This is a genomic window from Streptomyces griseorubiginosus (assembly GCF_036345115.1).
Taxonomy (GTDB): domain Bacteria; phylum Actinomycetota; class Actinomycetes; order Streptomycetales; family Streptomycetaceae; genus Streptomyces; species Streptomyces griseorubiginosus_C.
The window spans coordinates 8,288,193-8,306,504 of record NZ_CP107766.1; the positions used below are offsets into that span (position 1 = coordinate 8,288,193).

16 protein-coding genes and 2 pseudogenes are annotated in these 18,312 nt (G+C 72.2%); 15 read left to right on the forward strand and 3 right to left on the reverse strand.

The annotated features are described in order from the left end of the window. The first annotated feature begins 14 nt into the window (after positions 1 to 14). From OHN19_RS37470 to OHN19_RS37500, 7 genes are all read left to right on the forward strand, one after another. Positions 15 to 614 (forward strand): TetR/AcrR family transcriptional regulator, encoded by a 600-nt coding sequence (locus OHN19_RS37470; RefSeq protein ID WP_330268441.1) that lies wholly within the window; start codon positions 15 to 17, stop codon positions 612 to 614. Between the two features lie 53 nt (positions 615 to 667). Then, positions 668 to 1,015, forward strand: a complete 348-nt coding sequence (locus tag OHN19_RS37475) for a VOC family protein (RefSeq protein WP_330268442.1) — start codon at positions 668 to 670, stop codon at positions 1,013 to 1,015. A 54-nt stretch (positions 1,016 to 1,069) separates the two neighbouring features. Then, complete coding sequence (locus tag OHN19_RS37480) at positions 1,070 to 3,445, forward strand: excinuclease ABC subunit UvrA (protein ID WP_330268443.1); 2,376 nt, start codon at positions 1,070 to 1,072, stop codon at positions 3,443 to 3,445. 348 nt (positions 3,446 to 3,793) lie between these two features. Further along, a complete protein-coding gene (locus tag OHN19_RS37485; protein WP_330268444.1) occupies positions 3,794 to 4,879 on the forward strand; it encodes an S-(hydroxymethyl)mycothiol dehydrogenase in 1,086 nt (361 codons plus the stop codon). 148 nt (positions 4,880 to 5,027) lie between these two features. Next, positions 5,028 to 5,390 (forward strand): bifunctional 3-phenylpropionate/cinnamic acid dioxygenase ferredoxin subunit, encoded by a 363-nt coding sequence (locus OHN19_RS37490; protein WP_330268445.1) that lies wholly within the window; start codon positions 5,028 to 5,030, stop codon positions 5,388 to 5,390. Further along, on the forward strand, positions 5,387 to 6,547 hold the full coding sequence (locus OHN19_RS37495; protein ID WP_330268446.1) for an NAD(P)/FAD-dependent oxidoreductase: 1,161 nt from the start codon (positions 5,387 to 5,389) through the stop codon (positions 6,545 to 6,547). The genes OHN19_RS37490 and OHN19_RS37495 overlap by 4 nt, the downstream gene beginning before the upstream one ends. Before the next feature lie 89 nt (positions 6,548 to 6,636). After that, a complete protein-coding gene (locus tag OHN19_RS37500; protein WP_330268447.1) occupies positions 6,637 to 7,764 on the forward strand; it encodes an aromatic ring-hydroxylating dioxygenase subunit alpha in 1,128 nt (375 codons plus the stop codon). Here OHN19_RS37500 and OHN19_RS37505 read toward each other — a convergent pair. Both OHN19_RS37505 and OHN19_RS37510 read right to left on the reverse strand, forming a co-directional pair. Continuing rightward, entirely contained in the window at positions 7,752 to 8,498 is a 747-nt protein-coding gene (locus OHN19_RS37505) for an IclR family transcriptional regulator (RefSeq protein WP_123759242.1), read from the reverse strand. The genes OHN19_RS37500 and OHN19_RS37505 overlap by 13 nt on opposite strands. Before the next feature lie 137 nt (positions 8,499 to 8,635). Further along, entirely contained in the window at positions 8,636 to 9,832 is a 1,197-nt protein-coding gene (locus tag OHN19_RS37510) for a phospholipase D-like domain-containing protein (protein ID WP_330268448.1), read from the reverse strand. A gap of 215 nt (positions 9,833 to 10,047) precedes the next feature. Here OHN19_RS37510 and OHN19_RS37515 point away from each other — a divergent pair, with 215 nt between their 5' ends. Beyond that, on the forward strand, positions 10,048 to 10,887 hold the full coding sequence (locus OHN19_RS37515; protein ID WP_330268449.1) for an RNA polymerase sigma factor SigF: 840 nt from the start codon (positions 10,048 to 10,050) through the stop codon (positions 10,885 to 10,887). A gap of 344 nt (positions 10,888 to 11,231) precedes the next feature. On the opposite strand, the gene OHN19_RS37520 is transcribed toward OHN19_RS37515, so the two are convergent. Continuing rightward, positions 11,232 to 11,663 carry a MarR family transcriptional regulator gene (locus OHN19_RS37520; protein ID WP_330269796.1) on the reverse strand — a complete coding sequence of 144 codons (432 nt, stop codon included), beginning with the start codon at positions 11,661 to 11,663 and terminating at the stop codon, positions 11,232 to 11,234. 198 nt (positions 11,664 to 11,861) lie between these two features. On the opposite strand from OHN19_RS37520, the gene OHN19_RS37525 reads away from it, so the two are divergent. From OHN19_RS37525 to OHN19_RS37555, 7 genes and pseudogenes are all read left to right on the forward strand, one after another. Next, complete coding sequence (locus OHN19_RS37525; protein WP_330268450.1) at positions 11,862 to 13,055, forward strand: PP2C family protein-serine/threonine phosphatase; 1,194 nt, start codon at positions 11,862 to 11,864, stop codon at positions 13,053 to 13,055. A 115-nt stretch (positions 13,056 to 13,170) separates the two neighbouring features. Beyond that, entirely contained in the window at positions 13,171 to 14,061 is an 891-nt protein-coding gene (locus OHN19_RS37530; RefSeq protein WP_330268451.1) for an STAS domain-containing protein, read from the forward strand. Continuing rightward, positions 14,058 to 14,477 carry an STAS domain-containing protein gene (locus OHN19_RS37535; RefSeq protein WP_330268452.1) on the forward strand — a complete coding sequence of 140 codons (420 nt, stop codon included), beginning with the start codon at positions 14,058 to 14,060 and terminating at the stop codon, positions 14,475 to 14,477. Before OHN19_RS37530 ends, OHN19_RS37535 begins: the two co-directional genes overlap by 4 nt. Beyond that, positions 14,477 to 14,923 (forward strand): ATP-binding protein, encoded by a 447-nt coding sequence (locus OHN19_RS37540; RefSeq protein ID WP_330268453.1) that lies wholly within the window; start codon positions 14,477 to 14,479, stop codon positions 14,921 to 14,923. Before OHN19_RS37535 ends, OHN19_RS37540 begins: the two co-directional genes overlap by 1 nt. After that, a pseudogene (locus tag OHN19_RS37545) lies at positions 14,920 to 15,300 on the forward strand (ATP-binding protein); the annotation flags it as partial. The gene OHN19_RS37540 and the pseudogene OHN19_RS37545, both read left to right, overlap by 4 nt. A gap of 573 nt (positions 15,301 to 15,873) precedes the next feature. Continuing rightward, positions 15,874 to 16,485, forward strand: a pseudogene (locus OHN19_RS37550) (SpoIIE family protein phosphatase); the annotation flags it as partial. Next, positions 16,482 to 18,224, forward strand: a complete 1,743-nt coding sequence (locus tag OHN19_RS37555) for a GAF domain-containing SpoIIE family protein phosphatase (RefSeq protein WP_330268454.1) — start codon at positions 16,482 to 16,484, stop codon at positions 18,222 to 18,224. The pseudogene OHN19_RS37550 and the gene OHN19_RS37555, both read left to right, overlap by 4 nt. Positions 18,225 to 18,312: the final 88 nt, after the last annotated feature.

Genomic DNA, 18,312 nt, shown 5'->3' on the forward strand with positions numbered 1-18,312 from the left:
AGCGAGGAACACGCATGGCACGCATGCCGTCGGCCGAGCGGCGCAGACAGCTGACGGAAGCAGCGATCAGGGCGATGGCCCGGGACGGCGTCGCGAAGACGACGACCCGGTCCATCGCCGCCGAGGCCGGGGTGTCCCTGAGCGTCTTCCACTACTGCTTCGACTCCAAGCAGGCCCTCCTCGAAGCCGTGATCACCACGCTCACCGACCACTCGGTGAGCGTGGTCCAGGAGGCGCTGCGCCCCAGGGCCACCCTGGAGGAGACCGTCGCCGCCGGTTTCCGGGCCTACTGGGACCACGTCCGCGCCAACCCCGAGGCGCACATGCTGACCTACGAGCTCACCCAGTACGCGCTGCGCGAGCCCGGCTTCGAGCACCTCGCCCGACGCCAGTACGAGCTGTACGGCGAGGCCTACGCCGAGCTCATCGAGCAGCTCCGCAAGGACATGGAGCTGGAGCTGAGGGTGCCCGTGTCCGTCCTGGCCCGCTATCTCGCGGCGATGACCGACGGGCTGACCCTGAACTACCTGGTCCTCGGCGACGCGGCGGCCTGGGCGGACATCCTCGACACGGTCACCGCGCACATCGCGGGCCTGGTGCGCCGGGACGGGTAGACCGGTCAGGATTCGAGAAGCGCCGGCCGGGGGCCGTGGCTAGCGTGGCGCACATGGACATCACCCTTCGGGCGAGCTTCCTCCCGCACGACGACCCGGAGGCCTCCCTGGCCTTCTACCGGGACGTGCTGGGCTTCGAGGTCCGCGGTGACGTCGGCCGGGACGGGACGCGCCGGATCACGGTCGGTCCCGCCGGCCGGTCCGACACCTCGGTGGTGCTGCACCCGGCGGGCGACGGCCCCGGGCTGCTGCTCACCACCCCCGACCTCGACGCCGTCTTCGAGTGGCTCCAGGCCCGCGCCGAGGTGATCCAGGAGCCGATCGAGCAGCCGTACGGCGTGCGGGACTGCGCCTTCCTCGACCCCGCGGGCAACATGATCCGGGTCCAGGAGCTGCGCTGAGACGCGCGCCTCGACATAGTGTTCGAAGTCGTCGAAACGGGAGGACGAAAGACCATGGGCAAGGCCACTTCGGGCGACCGGCACGCCGCTGACAGCCACGACCTGATCCGCGTGCACGGGGCACGCGAGAACAACCTCAAGGACGTCAGCATCGAGATCCCGAAGCGCCGGCTCACGGTCTTCACCGGAGTCTCCGGCTCCGGCAAGAGCTCGCTGGTGTTCGACACCATCGCCGCCGAGTCCCAGCGGCTGATCAACGAGACCTACAGCGCCTTCGTGCAGGGCTTCATGCCGACGCTCGCCCGGCCCGAGGTCGACGTCCTCGACGGGCTGACCACCGCGATCACCGTCGACCAGCAGCGCCTCGGCGGCGACCCGCGCTCCACCGTCGGCACCGTCACCGACACCAACGCGATGCTGCGCATCCTCTTCAGCCGACTCGGCACCCCGCACATCGGCTCGCCCAAGGCGTTCTCCTTCAACGTCGCCTCCATCAGCGGGGCGGGCGCGGTGACCGTGGAGCGCGGCGGGCAGACCGTGAAGGAGCGGCGCAGCTTCAGCATCGTCGGCGGCATGTGCCCGCGCTGCGAGGGCCGGGGCACGGTCAACGACATCGACCTCACCCAGCTCTACGACGACTCCAAGTCGCTCAACGAGGGCGCGCTGACGATCCCCGGCTACAAGGCCGGCGGCTGGGGGTACCGGCTCTACAGCGAGTCCGGCTTCTACGACCCGGACAAGCCGATCCGGAAGTACACCAAGCGCGAGCTCCAGGACTTCCTGTACCGCGAGCCGACCCGCATGAAGATCGCGGGCATCAACATGACCTACGAGGGTCTCGTGCCGCGGATCCAGAAGTCGATGCTGGCCAAGGACCGCGAGTCGATGCAGCCGCACATCCGGGAGTTCGTGGACCGGGCGATCACCTTCATGGTGTGCCCCGACTGCGAGGGCACCCGGCTCAACGAGGGCGCCCGGTCCTCGAAGATCAAGGGCATCAGCATCGCCGACGCCTGCGCGATGCAGATCAGCGACCTCGCCGAGTGGGTGCGGGCACTGAAGGAACCCTCGGTCGGGCCGCTGCTGACGGCGCTGGGGGAGACCCTCGACTCCTTCGTGGAGATCGGGCTCGGCTATCTCTCCCTGGACCGGCCCTCGGGCACGCTGTCCGGGGGTGAGGCGCAGCGCACCAAGATGATCCGCCACCTCGGCTCCTCGCTCACCGATGTCACCTACGTCTTCGACGAGCCGACGATCGGGCTGCACCCCCATGACATCCAGCGCATGAACAACCTGCTGCTGCGCCTGCGGGACAAGGGCAACACGGTGCTGGTCGTGGAGCACAAGCCGGAGACGATCGTGATCGCCGACCATGTCGTCGACCTCGGCCCCGGTGCCGGTACGGCGGGCGGTTCGGTCTGCTTCGAGGGCACGGTGGAGGGGCTGCGGGGGAGTGGGACCGTCACCGGGCGGCACTTCGACGACCGGGCCGGCCTCAAGGACACGGTCCGCAAGGCGACCGGCGCGCTGGAGATCCGGGGCGCGAACACGCACAACCTCCAGGACGTCGACGTCGACATCCCGCTCGGGGTGCTGACCGTGATCACCGGGGTCGCGGGCTCCGGCAAGAGCTCGCTGGTGCACGGGTCGATCCCGGCCGCGGAGGGGGTCGTGTCCGTGGACCAGGGGGCGATCCGCGGCTCGCGGCGCAGCAACCCGGCGACGTACACCGGACTCCTCGAACCGATCCGGAAGGCGTTCGCGAAGGTCAACGGTGTGAAGCCGGCGCTGTTCAGCGCGAACTCCGAGGGGGCGTGTCCGACCTGCAACGGTGCCGGGGTCGTCTACACCGACCTCGCGATGATGGCCGGGGTCGCGACGACCTGTGAGGAGTGCGAGGGGAAGCGGTTCCAGGCCTCCGTGCTGGAGTACCACCTCGGCGGGCGGGACATCAGCGAGGTGCTCGCGATGCCGGTGACGGAGGCGGAGGAGTTCTTCAGCACCGGTGAGGCGCGGACGCCGGCCGCGCACAGGATCCTGGAGCGGCTGTCGGACGTCGGGCTCGGCTACCTCACGCTCGGGCAGCCGCTCACCACGCTGTCCGGGGGTGAGCGGCAGCGGCTGAAGCTGGCGACCCACATGGGGGACAAGGGCGGCGTCTACATCCTCGACGAGCCGACCACCGGCCTCCACCTCGCCGACGTGGAGCAGTTGCTGGGCCTGCTCGACCGCCTCGTCGACTCCGGCAAGTCCGTCATCGTCGTCGAGCACCACCAGGCGGTCATGGCCCACGCCGACTGGATCATCGACCTCGGCCCGGGCGCGGGCCACGACGGCGGCCGCATCGTCTTCGAGGGGACACCGGCGGAACTGGTGGCCACACGCGGCACGCTCACGGCGGAGCATCTGGCGGCGTACGTGGGGGAGTGACGGCGGGGGTCGGCTCCCGTGGTGGGTGAGGGGCGGCCTGTGTGCCCGCCGCCCCGGCGGGGCCGTGTTGGGGGACGGCGGGTGCGCGCCTCCCCGACGCGGGCGAGGGCGGGGCCGTAGTCGTGGTCGGGAACGGCTGATGTACCTGCCTCCTTGGCGGGGGCGGGCCCGGAACGGCGGGTGTCCCTCGTCGGGGCGGTGCGCCGTCGCGGTCCCGTCGCCGTCGTCCCCCTCCCCCCGGCCGGAACCGACCTCTTGACCCCCGGCTCGGGCTCCCCGATGCTCGGTTGCGCATAGCGGTACGTGTCGCGAATGAGGCAACCGAGAGTGCAGTCGGAGGAGTGACCCATGGCTCATGAGGTTCGTGCTGTCGTCGCCCGGGCGAAGGGCGCCCCGGTCTCCGTCGAGACGATCGTCGTCCCCGACCCCGGCCCCGGCGAGGCGCTGGTGAAGGTCGAGGCGTGCGGGGTCTGCCACACCGATCTGCACTACCGGGAGGGCGGGATCAACGACGACTTCCCCTTCCTGCTGGGGCACGAGGCGGCCGGACGCGTCGAAGCCGTCGGGGAAGGAGTCACCGGCCTCGAACCCGGTGACTTCGTCATCCTCAACTGGCGGGCGGTGTGCGGCACCTGCCGGGCGTGCAGCAAGGGCAAGCCCTGGTACTGCTTCGCCACCCACAACGCCACCCAGCCCATGACCCTGCTCGACGGCACCCCGCTCGCCCCCGCCCTGGGCATCGGCGCCTTCGCCGAGAAGACCCTCGTCGCGGCCGGCCAGTGCACCAAGGTGGACCCGGCGGCCCTGGCCACCGCCGCGGGACTGCTCGGCTGCGGGGTCATGGCGGGCTTCGGCGCGGCCGTGAACACCGGTGCCGTCGGCCGCGGCGACTCCGTCGCCGTCATCGGCTGCGGCGGGGTCGGCATGGCCGCCGTCGCGGGGGCCCGCCTCGCCGGCGCGACCAAGGTCATCGCCGTCGACGTCGACCCGCGGAAGCTGGAGCGGGCCCCGGGGATGGGTGCCACCCACACCGTCGACTCCCGCGAGAACGACCCCGTCGAGGCGATCCGTGAACTGACCGGCGGCTTCGGCGCCGACGTCGTCGTCGAGGCGGTGGGCCGCCCGGAGACGTACCAGCAGGCCTTCTACGCCCGCGACCTCGCCGGCACGGTCGTCCTGGTCGGGGTCCCGACCCCGGAGATGAAGCTGGAACTCCCGCTGCTCGACGTCTTCGGCCGCGGCGGCGCGCTGAAGTCGTCCTGGTACGGCGACTGCCTCCCCTCACGGGACTTCCCGGCCCTCATCGACCTCTATCTGTCGGGACGCTTCGACCTCGACGCCTTCGTCTCCGAGACCATCGGCCTCGGGGACGTGGAGAAGGCGTTCGAGAAGATGCACCGCGGTGAGGTGCTGCGCTCCGTGGTGGTGCTGTGACGTTCTCCATCGCGCACAGCGTTGCATATGAAGCAACCCCGAACCCCGTATGTGTCCGTCTTCTGGACTCCTTGACAAGGGTTTGCGGGCGCCCCCACACTGACGTTGCGTTCACCGCAATCCGTTTCGCTATACGCACCGAGGTGTCATGATGATTCCCGCGTGCCGTCTCGTGGATCTCCCCCGAGGCGAGGCCTACCGGCTCGACATCGATCCGCCGGTCTCGGTGTTCCACACCGACGACGGCGAGGTCTTCGCCATCGACGACACCTGCACCCATCAGGACGCCTCGCTCGCCGACGGCTGGCTGGAGGGCTGCGAGGTCGAATGCCCGCTGCACGCCTCGAAGTTCGACCTGCGCACCGGTGCCGTCGACGCCCCGCCGGCCAAGCGCCCGGTGCGCACCCACGAGGTCCGGGTCGAGGACGGGATGATCTACGTCCAGCTCTCCACGGACGCGCCCAACCTGCCGCCCTGCGTGGCCGCCCGGCTCGCCGGGGGACCCGCGTGAAAACCGTCGCCGTGGTCGGCGCCTCGCTCGCCGGCCTGTCGGCGGCGCGCTCCCTGCGCAAGCGGGGCTACGACGGACGGCTCGTCGTCATCGGCGACGAACTCCACCGCCCCTACGACAGACCGCCGTTGTCCAAGGAGTTCCTGGCCGGCTCCCTGGGCGAGGCGGACCTCGCACTGGAGCCGGACGACGAGGACCTGCGGGCCGACTGGCTGCTCGGCGTCCGCGCCACCGGCCTCGACGGCCCGCAGCGCGCCGTACGGCTCGCCGACGGCAGCGAGGTACGGGCGGACGGCGTCGTCATCGCGACCGGCGCCGCCGCCCGCACCCTCCCCGGCACCGCGGGCCTCGCCGGGGTGCACACCCTGCGCACCCTGGACGACGCCCGCGCCCTGCGCGACGAACTCGCCCTGGGCGGACGCCTGGTGGTGATCGGCGGCGGCTTCATCGGCGCCGAGGTCGCCTCCACCGCGTATGCCCTCGGACTCGACGTGACCGTCGTCGAAGCCGCCCCCACCCCGCTGGCCGGGCCGCTCGGCGCCACCATGGGCGGGATCGTCTCCGCCCTCCACGCGGACCACGGCGTACGGCTGTTGTGCGGAGTCGGGGTCAAGGAACTGAGCGGCGGGAGTCGCGTCGAGGCCGTCCTGCTGGAGGACGGCCGCAGCCTGCCCGCCGACCTCGTCGTCGTGGGCGTCGGCGCCCGCCCGTGCGTCGAGTGGCTCGCGGGCTCCGGCGTCGAACTCGCCGACGGAGTCGTCTGCGGCAGCGACGGCCGCACCGCCCTGGCCGGGGTGGTCGCGGTCGGTGACTGCGCCTCCTGGTACGACCCGCGCGCGGGCCTGCACCGCCGCGTCGAGCACTGGACCGGCGCCCGCGAGCGGCCCGACGCGGCCGTGGCCGCGCTGCTGGCCGGCGGCGCGGTGGAACCGGCCGCGCCGAGGCCGCCGTACTTCTGGTCCGACCAGTACGGCGTCAAGATCCAGTTCGCCGGTCACGCGGCCGGTGCCGACAGCGTGACGATCGAGGAAGGCGCCCGGGACGACCGCAACGTCCTGGCCGTCTACCGGCGCGCCGGGCAACCGGTCGCCGTCCTCGGGATGAACCAGCCGCGGCTGTTCATGCGCTGGCGCAAGCAACTCGCCGCCGCGGCCTGACAGTTCGCCGCTGCCGCTCCGCTCAGAACGCCGCCCCGCTCCGGCCCCGGCGTGCTTCACCGGTCCACGACGTCCCCGAGGAGTGCCCTGTGACCTCGACCAGCCTGCCGGACAGTCTGATCGCCACCCTCCCCGGCGCCTCCTACACGGATCCCGGGATCTTCGCCCAGGAACAGGAGCGCATCTTCGAAGCGATGTGGTTCTGCCCCGTCCGCGCCGACGACCTGCCCACACCCGGTGCCTTCAGGACCGTGCAGGTGGGCCGGGAGAGCATTCTCGTCGCCCGCGCGCGGGACAACTCGATCCGCGCCTGGTTCAACGTGTGCCGGCACCGGGGCGCCAAGCTGTGCACCGAGGAGTCCGGCGAGGTCAAGCGGGCCTTCCAATGCCCTTACCACGCCTGGACGTACGACCTGACGGGCAAGCTCGTCGCGGCGCCGAACCTGACGAAGATGCCGGACGTGGGCCGCACCGAGTACGGCCTGGCGAGCGTGGCCGTGCGCGAGTGGCTCGGCTATGTCTGGGTGTGCCTCGCCGAGGACCCGCCGCCGTTCGACGAGGTGATCCAGGACGTGATCACCCGGCTCGGCGACACCGAGTCGATCGAGCGCTACGACATCGACCACCTCAGCGTCGGCCGGCGGATCGTCTACGACGTCAGGGCGAACTGGAAGCTGATCATCGAGAACTTCATGGAGTGCTACCACTGCGCGACGATCCACCCCGAACTCACCGAGGTGCTCCCGGAGTTCGCCGACGGCTACGCCGCCCAGTACTACGTGGGACACGGCGCCGAGTTCGGCGAGGACGTCCGGGGCTTCACCGTGGACGGCTCGGAGGGCCTGGACCGGCTGCCCGGTGTCTCGGAGGACCAGGACCGCCGCTACTACGCGATCACCGTGCGGCCGCAGGTGTTCGTCAACCTGGTGCCCGACCACGTGATCGTCCACCGGATGTACCCGATGGCCGTGGACCGGACGGTCGTCGAGTGCGACTGGCTGTACCTTCCGCACGTCGTCGAGAGCGGCAAGGACGTCAGCCGGTCGGTGGAGCTGTTCGACCGGGTCAACCGGCAGGACTTCGACGCCTGCGAGCGCACCCAGCCCGGGATGAGCTCACGGCTCTACGCCAAGGGCGGCGTCCTCGTGCCCAGCGAGCACCACATCGGTGAGTTCCACGACTGGGTGCAGGCCCGGCTGGGCGGTCAGCCCAGGTAGCCCATGCGGTGGCTGATCTCCTGCGCGCCCTTGACCAGGACCGGGGCGAGCTCGTGCAGGCGCTCCTCGGAGAGCCGGTACGCGGGCCCCGAGGCGCTGAGCGCCGCGATGACCTCGCCGTCCCGGTCGCGCACCGGCGCCGCCATGGCGTGCAGACCGAGCTCCAGCTCCTCCAGGGCCCAGGCGTAGCCGCGCTCCCGGGCCTCGGCGAGGTTCCGCTCCAGCTTGGTCTTCGCGGTGATGGTGCGCGGGGTGACCTTCTTCAGGCCGGTCTCCGTCAGCAGCGCGGAGCGCTCCTTCTCGGGCAGGTGGGCCAGCAGGATCTTGCCGCTCGACGTGGCGTGCAGCGGGGTCAGCTGGCCGACCCAGTTCTGTGCGGTGACGGCACCGGGGCCGCGCACCTGGTAGAGGTTGACCGCGTAGCTCTCCTGGAGCACCGCAAGGTTCACGGTCTCGCCGAGTTCCTCGGCCAGGTCCTCGCAGACCGGGCGGCTCTGCTGGGTGATGTCGATGCGCCCGGTGACCGCGCCGGCGAGCCGCACGATCCCGAAACCGAGCCGGTACTTCCCGCGCTCGCCCGCCTGTTCCACCAGGCCGCGCGCCTCCAGGGCCCCCAGGAGCCGGAACGCCGTGGACTTGTGGACGTCGATCTCCGCGGCGACCTCACTGACGCCGGCCTCGCCCCGACGGGCCAGGATCTCCAGTACGTGAATGGCCCGGTCGACGGACTGCACTCCACCGCTCGACGACCCTGTCGATTCGTTGTCCGGGTTGTAGTTGCTCACAACGCAACTATACGCACCCTGCGATACGGCGTGTTTGCGACCGCGACTCCGTCGACTCCCGGGTTCCCAGCCTGCGGCGGGGCCGTTCACAGGAAGCGCCGGATCGGGGTCACGGCGGCCTCCTTGGCGCGCTGAAGGGCCGGCCGCCTTTTCCACCGGGCGAGTTCGATGTCCACGCTGTGCTCCAGGTCGGCCTCGTAGTCCTGGTCGAGTGCGGCGGTGAACGTCTCGTCCAGGACGGCGAGCATGACCTCCTCGTCGTGGTCCATGGAGCGGCGGTTGAAGTTGGTGGAGCCGATGAGGGAGGCCACCGAGTCCACGGTGATGATCTTGGCGTGCATCATCGTCGGCTGGTACTGCCGGATGCGAACCCCCGCCTCCAGCAGCCGCCGGTAGTGCTGCTGACCGGCGAGCTGGCAGGCGCGCTGGTCGGTGTGGGGGCCCGGCAGCAGGATCTCCACGCGCACGCCCCGCCGGGCGGTCGCGCACAGCAGGTCGACGAAGTAGGTGTCGGGCGCGAAGTACGCGGTGGCGAGCCGGAAGCGCTCCTCGGCGGAGGTGAGCATCACCCGGATCAGGGTCTGCATGTCCTGCCAGCCGATGCTGGCGGAGCCGCGCACCACCTGCACGACCGACGACCCGGCCTGGCGGTGCTCGGTGAACCGGTCGCGGTCGTCGAAGAGTTCGTCATGGCACTCGGCCCAGTTCTGGGCGAACGCGGCGGCGACGCCGTCCACGGCCGGGCCGCGCACCTGGACGTGGGTGTCCCGCCACTCGCCGGGGTCGCGGGCGTCACCGCACCACTCCTCCGCGATGCCGACGCCGCCGGTGAAGGCGGTGTGCTCGTCGACGACGAGGGCCTTGCGGTGGCAGCGGTGGTTCTGCTTGAACGGCGACAGCCAGACCGGCTTGCGGAACCAGGCCACCTGCACACCGGCGGTGTCCATGAGCTCCAGCAGACTCGGTTCGATCTCCTTGGCGCCGAAACCGTCGAGCAGCAGCCGGACCCGGACGCCCGCGCGGGCGCGGTCGGCGAGCGCGGCGGCGAAGTCGCGGGCTATCTGGCCGCGCCAGTAGACGAACGTCATCATGTCGATCGTGTGCCGCGCCGAGCGGATCGCCCCGAGCATCGCGGGGAAGATCCGGTCGCCGTTGCGCAGGGGGACCAGCTCGTTGCCTTCGGTGGCGGCGACGCCGATCAGCCGCTCCAGGCGGCGCCGCAGCCGACGCTTGCGGGCCTCCGCGTCGGAAGCCGGAGTCGCGGGTCTGTCATCGAGGATCACGCCGGATCTCCCGTGGGGGTAGGTCGGTCGGTGGCGGGCCGCCGGGCGGGCCCGGAGAGCGGATGCCCGGCCGACCCGGCCTCACTCCCGGGTGCCGTACCCCGTTCGCGCAAGATCCGGAAAGCACCGGCATATGCGTGAGGGGCGGGGGTAGACGGCTGATCGTCGGTCGCCGGACCGGCTCAGGAATGGCGACACAGTGGGAGGGGCACATCATGGCGACGACCGTGCGGACCGCCGGACAGACGGTGGACATGCCGGAGATCACCGACCCGTCCCAGGTCGCTCCCAAGGACGCGCGGGAACTGTCGAAGCTGTTCTTCGAGAAGCTCGCGGTGCTGGAGGAGGGGACCCCCGAGTACCAGTACGCGCGCAACACACTGATCGAGATGAACATCTCCCTGGTCCGCTACGCGGCCGGCCGGTTCCGCGGCCGCGGGCCGGAGGAGAAGGAGGACATCGTCCAGGTCGGCATGATCGGACTGATCAAGGCCATCGACCGGTTCGAGCTGTCCCGCGAGGTGGAGTTCACCTCCTTCGCCGTGCCCTACATAGTCGGCGAGATCAAGCGGTTCTTCCGCGACACCTCCTGGGCGGTGCACGTGCCCCGGCGGTTGCAGGAGGCCCGGGTGCAACTGGCCCGCGCGAGCGAGGAGTTGAGCAGCCGACTGGGCCGTACGCCGACCACCGCGGAGCTGTCCGAGCTGATGAGCCTGCCCGAGGAGGAGGTCGTCGAGGCGCAACTGGCCTCCAACGCCTACCGGTCGGCGTCCCTGGACGCGGCGATCGGCGGCAGCGAGGACGGGGAGAGCGCGCTCGCCGACTTCATCGGCGGCCAGGACCCGGCGCTCGGCCTGGTCGAGGACTTCCACGCCCTCGCGCCGATGATCGCCGAACTCGACGACCGCGACCGCAGGATCATCCACTGGCGCTTCGTCGAGGAACTCACCCAGGCCCAGATCGCCGAACGCCTCGGGGTCTCCCAGATGCACGTCTCCCGGCTGATCGCCCGTCTGCTGGGCCGACTGCGCGAGGGCATGCTCAGCACCCGCTGAGCCCGGCCGCGCGCTCGGCGCTCCGGGTCTTCACCCCGCCTTCACGCCCCTCGCCGCGGGCGTGCGCGGTCGTACACCAGATCCCTGACGGGACCCGGTACCCCCCGTTCGAGAGAGATGGCACACAACCATCACAGTTCGCGCCGTTTCGGGGTAACCGAGTCGGAGTAAGGGCCGCGAAAGCGCACTGTTGCCGTTTGACAACAATAGTCAGGAGGCAACAAAGTGGCCGTGTCGGACGTGCGCGGGGAAGGACCTGGAATGCTCCGGTTGACGGAGACCGCTCCGTGCGTGGGGCGCCGTCGCCGAGGGGTGGCGGTGGCACCGGTGCCGCGAACAGCGGTTCAGGCGGTCCGGCTGTCGGACCCGGGGGCGTCGTGCAGCTGCGTCGCCGCCGAGGCGCAGAACGCCTCCAGCCCCTCCAGCAGCGCGACCCGTTTGGCGGCCGGCATGTCCGCCAGCACCCTGCTCAACTCCTTCTCCCGGCGCGCCCGCAGATCCGCGAGGAACGTCCGGCCCCGGCCGCTGAGGTGCAGCCGCACCTCCCGTCGGTCGTGGGCGCCCACCACCCGCTCGACGAACCCGGCGGCCACCAGCCGGTCGCACAGCCGGCTCGTGGACGGCGGCGTCGAGGCGAGGGACTCGGCGAGCGTGCGCAGGTTGATGCCGTCGTGGTGCTCGAGGATGTGCAGCACCCGCAGCTGGGACGCGGAGGTGGGCGCGGTCGAGGCCCGGCCCCACACGACCTCCAGCAGCTCGGCGGCCGTCGTGGTCACGCGCGCGACCTCGTCGGGCGCGGGGCGGCGGAAGGCAGTCACGGTCACACTCTCGCAGGCACTGGGGTGCCTGTCAGCGTACTAGGCGCGGGCCCGGCCCCCGGGTGGGCCGCCGTGACCGACACAGTCCTCGCACACGGTCGGCCTCCCGGGCGAGGTCCCTACGTTCCCCTGCGAAAGATTGGTGTATTGCTCATCGTGAACAGATTCGAGGCCGCTGAACGCGCCCTGCGGACAGCGGCTCCCCACGAGCTCCCCGACGCCGTGCGTGCCGTGCTCGTCGAGAGGTACGGCGCCCGGTCCGTCGAGTTCTTCATGGCCGACTACGGCCTGACGGTGCTTCAGCCGGTCTCGGTGCTGCCGCACACGCTGGATCCGGTGTCCGTGCACAACAGCCCGGCGGGCCGGGCCTTCGGTTCCCAGCGGCCGTACCGTGAGGACTTCCGGGACGGCAGCGCCCGCCTGCACCTGCCGGTCAGCGTGCGCGGCGACCGCCTCGGCGTGCTCTCGGTGACGCTGCCCACGGCCGACGAGGCCCGCCGGTACGAGTCCGAGCTGGCCGAGATCGCCGACGTGCTGGGGCACGAGGTGGTCGTGGCCGAGCGCGACACCGACCTCTACCTCCAGGCGCGCCGCAAGGACCGGCTCACCCTGGCCGCCGAGATGCAGTGGCAGCTGCTGCCCGGACGCTCCTGTTCCCGGCCCGAGTACGAGCTCGCGGCCCAGCTGGAACCGGCGTACGCCATCTTCGGCGACAACTTCGACTGGTCCGCCACCGCCGACCGTCTGATGCTCTACGTGACCAACGGCATGGGCGAGGGCATAGAGGCCTCCCTGCTGACGAACCTGGCCATCAACGCCCTGCGCAACGCCCGGCGCGCCGGCATCCCCATCGCCGACCAGGCCGCGCTGGCGGACCAGGCCGTCTACGCCCACTACCGGGGGCGCTGCTATCTGTCGGTCCTCATGTTCGACTTCGACCTGGCCACCGGCCGGGCGAGCGTCGTGGACGCGGGCTCCCCCCAGCTGCTGCGGCTGCGCGCCGGGACCGTGGAACGCGTCGACTTCGACGCCCAGTTGCCCCTGGGCATGTTCGAGGAGACCGACTACGTCGCCCAGGACTTCCAGGTGGAGCCGGGCGACCGGCTCGTCTTCGTCAGCGACGGGGTGCACACCGTGGCGTCCCCGCGCGGCGAGGCGTACGGTGACGCGGCCCTCTCGCGGGCCATCCACGCCACCCGGCTGCTGCCCGCCGCCGAGGTGCCGCGCGCGATCCTGCGGGAGCTGACCGGCCATCGCGGCGAGGCCGTCGCGGACGACGACGCGCTGATCGTCTGCCTGGACTGGCACGGTCGGCCCGGCCCCGGGGACGACCGTCCGACGCGAATGTGACGATCGCGTGTTGGTTGCCTTTGACAGCGCCGATAATGTTTGTCATAAGGCAATAATTGCTCGATGGACCCGCGGCGAGGTGGGTTGACTGGACAGCGGTAGGGAGACGACGCAGGTGGCGGACGACGACACGGCCGACGAGGTGGCGAAGGAGCTCGGGGGCTTCCTGGAACGCAGGCGCGAGCAGATCGCCCAGCGCTGGGCGGACGCGCCCCTGTTCCGTACCGCCTTCACCGTCTCCCGGGACGAGGCGGTCGAGGCATGCAAGGCCGTGGTGGACGCCCTGGCCGACGTGGCCCGCTCCGGCCGGCTCGAGGACGTGCAGGCACCGGGCTTCGGCGCCGTGCGCGACCAGCTCGGCCGGATGGCCGCCTCCCGGACCCGGGCCGGCTTCAGCTCCTCCCACATCGCCGGCGAGGTCGCGGGTCTGCGGGAGCCGGCCACAGCGCTGCTGCGGGTTGAGTTGGAGGAGGCGTCCGCCGAGCACACCGAGGCGTGCCTGCTCGCGCTGACCGTCCTCATGGGCACGCTCCGCCTGGTGGTCATGGAGACGAGCGTGAGCGCGGGCGAGGAACTGATCGCCCGGCAGCGGCTCCAGCTCCTCGAGGTGGCCACCCCCGTCATCAAGCTGTGGGAGGGCATCGTCGCCGTCCCGCTCATCGGCACCCTGGACAGCGCCCGCAGCCAGGTCGTGATGGAGAGCCTGCTGGAGGCCATCGTGGACCAGCGGGCCCGGTACGCCATCCTCGACATCACCGGTGTGCCGACCGTCGACTCGCTGGTCGCCCAGCACCTGATGAAGACGGTCGCCGCGGCCCGCCTGATGGGCGCCGAGTGCATCGTCTCCGGGATCCGTCCCGCGATCGCGCAGACCATCGTCCACCTCGGCATCGACCTCGGGACGATCATCACCCGGGCCGGCCTCGCGGACGCCCTGGCCTACGCGCTCACCGAACAGGGCATCGTCGTCTCCCAGGGCCCGGCCCAGGGAGGGAGCCCGCGGTGAGCGGCCTCCCCGCCACCCCCGCCTCCTCGGTGCCGGTCCTGGCACTGGGAGACGTCCTGCTGGTCACCCTGCAGGGAGAGCTGCACGACGCCACGGCCGAGCAGCTCCAGGACCACATCACCCACCGCATCGCGCACCATCCGGTGCCGGTGGGCGGAGTCGTCATCGACATCTCCGGGGTGGAGATCGTCGACTCCTTCCTCGGCCGCATCCTGGCCGAGATCGCGGCCAACGCCCGCCTGCTGGCCACCCGGACCGTCGTGGCCGGCATGCGTCCCGCTGTGGCCATCACCCTGGTCGAACTGGGCCTCACCCTGCCCGACCTGGTGACCGCCCTGGACGTCGACAGGGCGCTGTCCCTCCTCGGGCGTGCCCCCTCGGCGGCCGCCCCCGCACACCCGGAAGGGGATGCTTGATGCATGCCCCACCCGCCCCGACCGCCCGCCTGCCCATCGCCTCGGACGCGGACCTGGCCTGGGTGCGCCAGCAGGTGCGCCGGGCCGCCGCCGACCTCGGCTTCGGCCTGGTCCAGCAGACGAAACTGGTGACCGCGGCCAGCGAACTCGCCCGCAACACCCTGGTGCACGGCGGCGGCGGGCACGTCGAGATGACGAAGCTGGAGGACGGCGCCGGCCGCGGGCTGCGCCTGTCCTTCGTGGACGCCGGCCCCGGCATCCGGGACGTCGAACTCGCCATGACCGACGGCTACACCACCGGGGGCGGCCTGGGCATGGGCCTGAGCGGGGCCAAGCGGCTGGTCCAGGAGTTCGTGCTCGACAGCAGACCCGGCGAGGGCACCACCGTCACCGTCACCGACTGGGCCGCCGCCGGGCTGCCCGCGCCCCGCACGGGGGCGCCATGAGCAGGGTCTGGGACATCCCGGTCCAGGAGAGCACCAGGGTCCGGGACGTGCGTGTGGCCGCGGAGGCCGCCTGTGCCGAGGTGTCGCTCGACGCCCACGGGACGGCGGTCGCGGCTCTGGTGGCCACCGAACTGGCCACCAACCTGGTCAAGCACGCCGGCGGCGGCCGTGTCGTCATCAACCTGGTGAGCCCCGCCGACCCCCGCGCGGGGGCCGCGCCCTGCGTCCAGATCGTCTCGCTCGACCACGGACCCGGTATCGGCGACGTCCGGGCGGCCAGCCAGGACGGCTACACGACCGCCGCCTCCTCGCTGGGCGCGGGCCTGGGCACCTGCCGCCGCGTCTCCGACGACTTCGACCTGCACAGCCGCCCCGGCGAGGGAACCGTCGCGGTCGCCCGCATCAGCCCGACACGGACACCGCGCCCGGCGGGCTCGGGGGCGGCCGACGGGGGTGTGCGGGGCGGGAGGAGCGGTGGGGCCGCGGGCGGTGTGTGGAGCGGGGCGGGCGATCGGGGCCGGGGGAGCGACCGGGCCGCGCGAGGAGTGTCGGGGGGCGGGGAGAGCGATCGGGCCGCGCGAGGGGTGTCGGGCGGCGGGGAGAGCGACCGGGCCGCGGGCGGTGTGTGGAGCGGGGCGGGCGATCGGGGCTGGGGGAGCGACCGGGCCGCGCGAGGGGTGTCGGGCGGCGGGGAGAGCGACCGGGCTGCGGGGAGCGGGTGGGCCGGGGCGGGCGATCGGGGGTGCGGGAGCGACCGGGCCGCGGGGAGCGCATGGGCCGGGGCGAGCGACCAAGGCCACGGGAGCGACCGGGCTGCGCAAGGGACCTGGGGCGACGGGAGTGTGCCGGCCGGGGCGAGTGATCGGGCCGCCGGAGGCGTGTGGGCCGAGGGGAGCAGTCGGGTCGGGAGGAGCGGGCGGGCCGGGGAAAGCGTCCGGGCCGGAGGGAGCGGCGTGCGGGTCGGGGGGATCACCGCCTCCTACGCCCACGCCGAGCACTCCGGTGACGCCTTCGGCTGGGTGCGCTCCGGTGCCCGTGTCACCCTGCTGCTCGCCGACGGCCTCGGTCACGGGGAGAAGGCGGCCGAGGCGTCCACCGTCGCCGTGGAGGAACTGCACCGCGGTGCCGACCTGCCGCCGGCCGACCTCCTGCGGCGCCTGCACACCGCGCTGCGGACGACGCGCGGCGCGGCCGTCGGGGTCGCCCAACTCGACGAGGACAGCGGCCAGTTGTCCTTCGCCGGGGTCGGCAACATCGGCGCCAGGCTGCGCACCGGCACCGACTGGCAGCCGCTCATCTCGCACCCGGGCATCGTAGGAGCGCACTTCCCCGCCACCGTGCCGCTGCGCCGTGCCGCCTGGCAGCCGGACAGCCTGCTGGTCCTGCACAGCGACGGACTGCCGAGCCGCTGGGTGCCGCCCCTCGACCCCCTGCTCCTCGCCCACGATCCCGCCGTGGTGGCCGCGGTCGTCCTGCGGGACTCCGGCAGTGCCGCGCGGCCTCTGCGGGACGACACCAGCGTGGCCGTCCTGACCCCCGCGACCGGGGGTGCCGCCCCATGACCGAGAACCCCGACATCTGGAAGATCACGTCCGAGGCCGACGCGGCCGGCGCCCGTGCCGCCGTCGCCGGCCTCGTCGTCGCGGCCGGGACCCCGCCAGTGGACCGCGCCCGCTTCCTCACCTCCCTGTCGGCCCGGCTGCGTCACCGCCTCGACCAGGGCGGCACCTGGGAGCTCCACCTGCTCACCCGTCGGACCACTCCCGACCAGGAGGGCCGACTCGACGTCTGGCTACGGCCCTTCGACGGAACGACCGCCGGCGACGAGCCCCCGGCCGGCGAACCCACCCTCACCTGCCCCCTCCCGAACCCGCCCGCGCGGGACGGCGTCCCCGTCGACGCCTCACCGTCCCACGCCCTGCTGTCCGCCGACGAGGACACCGCCGCCGTACTGCACCTCCTGGACGAGCAGGAACGACTCGTCCAGCTGCACCGGGACGAGCTGCACCAGACCAACCAGGGCGTGCTGGCCCTGCACTCCGACCTGGAGGCCGCCGCACTGGCCCAGCGGGAACTGCTGGAGGCCGAGCGGTCCGCGCGGGCCGAGGTGGAGCGGGCCCGGCGCCTGCTGAACTTCCTCGCCGACGCCAGCGCCGCCATCACCTCCTCCCTCAGCCCCACCGAGGTCCTGCGCCGGCTGACCGACCTGCTGGTACCGGACCACGCGGCACGCCTCGACGTCTGGCTCCTCGACGAGGAGGAGGGCGACGAGGAGTCAGGTCCCGTGCCGGAACGTTCCCGGGCCGCGGTGGTCGCCGCGCGCACCGGCCGCCCCCAGCACGCCGCCGCGCACCCCGGGAACCTGCCGGGCACCGACGACCTTCCGCCCGCCGCCATGTCACCGGACCGGCCGCTGCTCGCCATCCCCCTCATGACCCACCGTCTGCTGGGTGTGCTCACCCTCATCGCCCCCGGCCCCCGCTTCGACGCGGACACCTGTCTGATGCTCGTCGAACTCGGTCGCCGGGCGGGGGTCGCCCTGGACAACGCCCGCCGCTACGAGCAGCACCGCGACACTGCCGAGGCCCTCCAGCGCGCCCAGCTCACCGACCTGCCCGACCCCGACGGCCTGCTCCTGGCCGCGCGTTACCTCCCGGCCACCCAGGGCATGAACATCGGCGGCGACTGGTACGACGCCTTCCTCCAGCCCGACGGGAGCCTGCTGGCCGTCATAGGGGACGTGACCGGGCACGGGATGCACGCGGCCGTCGTCATGGGCCAGTTGCGCACGGCACTGCGGGCCTACGCCGTCGAGAACCAGACCCCGGCCGAGATCCTCACGCACCTGCACCGCATGCTCCGCCATCTGCAACCGCAGCTGTACGCCACCGCGATGATCGCCCGCTTCCGGCCCGGCGACCCGGAGGTGGTCTGGGCGTCGGCCGGTCATCCGCCCGCCGTGGTGCGCGACACCGGCGGCTCGGTGCGGATACTGGACGCCGCTCCCGGCGTCATGCTGGGCGTCCCCATCGCCTACACGTACGCCGACCACGTCACCCAGCTCCCGCCCGGCTCCTCCCTGGTGCTGTACACGGACGGCCTGGTCGAGCGCCGGGCGCAGGGCATCGACCCCGGCATCGAGCGGCTCCGCCAGGCGCTCGCGGGGCTGAGCACCCCGGAGCTGGAACAGGACCTGGACGCGGCCGCCGAGGCCCTGCTGAAACCCCTCCTGCACGACTCCGAGCGCGACGACGACGTCTGCCTGCTGCTGTGCCACACCGTCACGCACACGGCCTCCTGAGCACCCGGCCCCCCGGGCAACCGCGCCCTGAGCACGGAGCCCTGTGACCACCTGGCCCCCGGGGCGGGTCAGCGGCGCGATAGCGTGG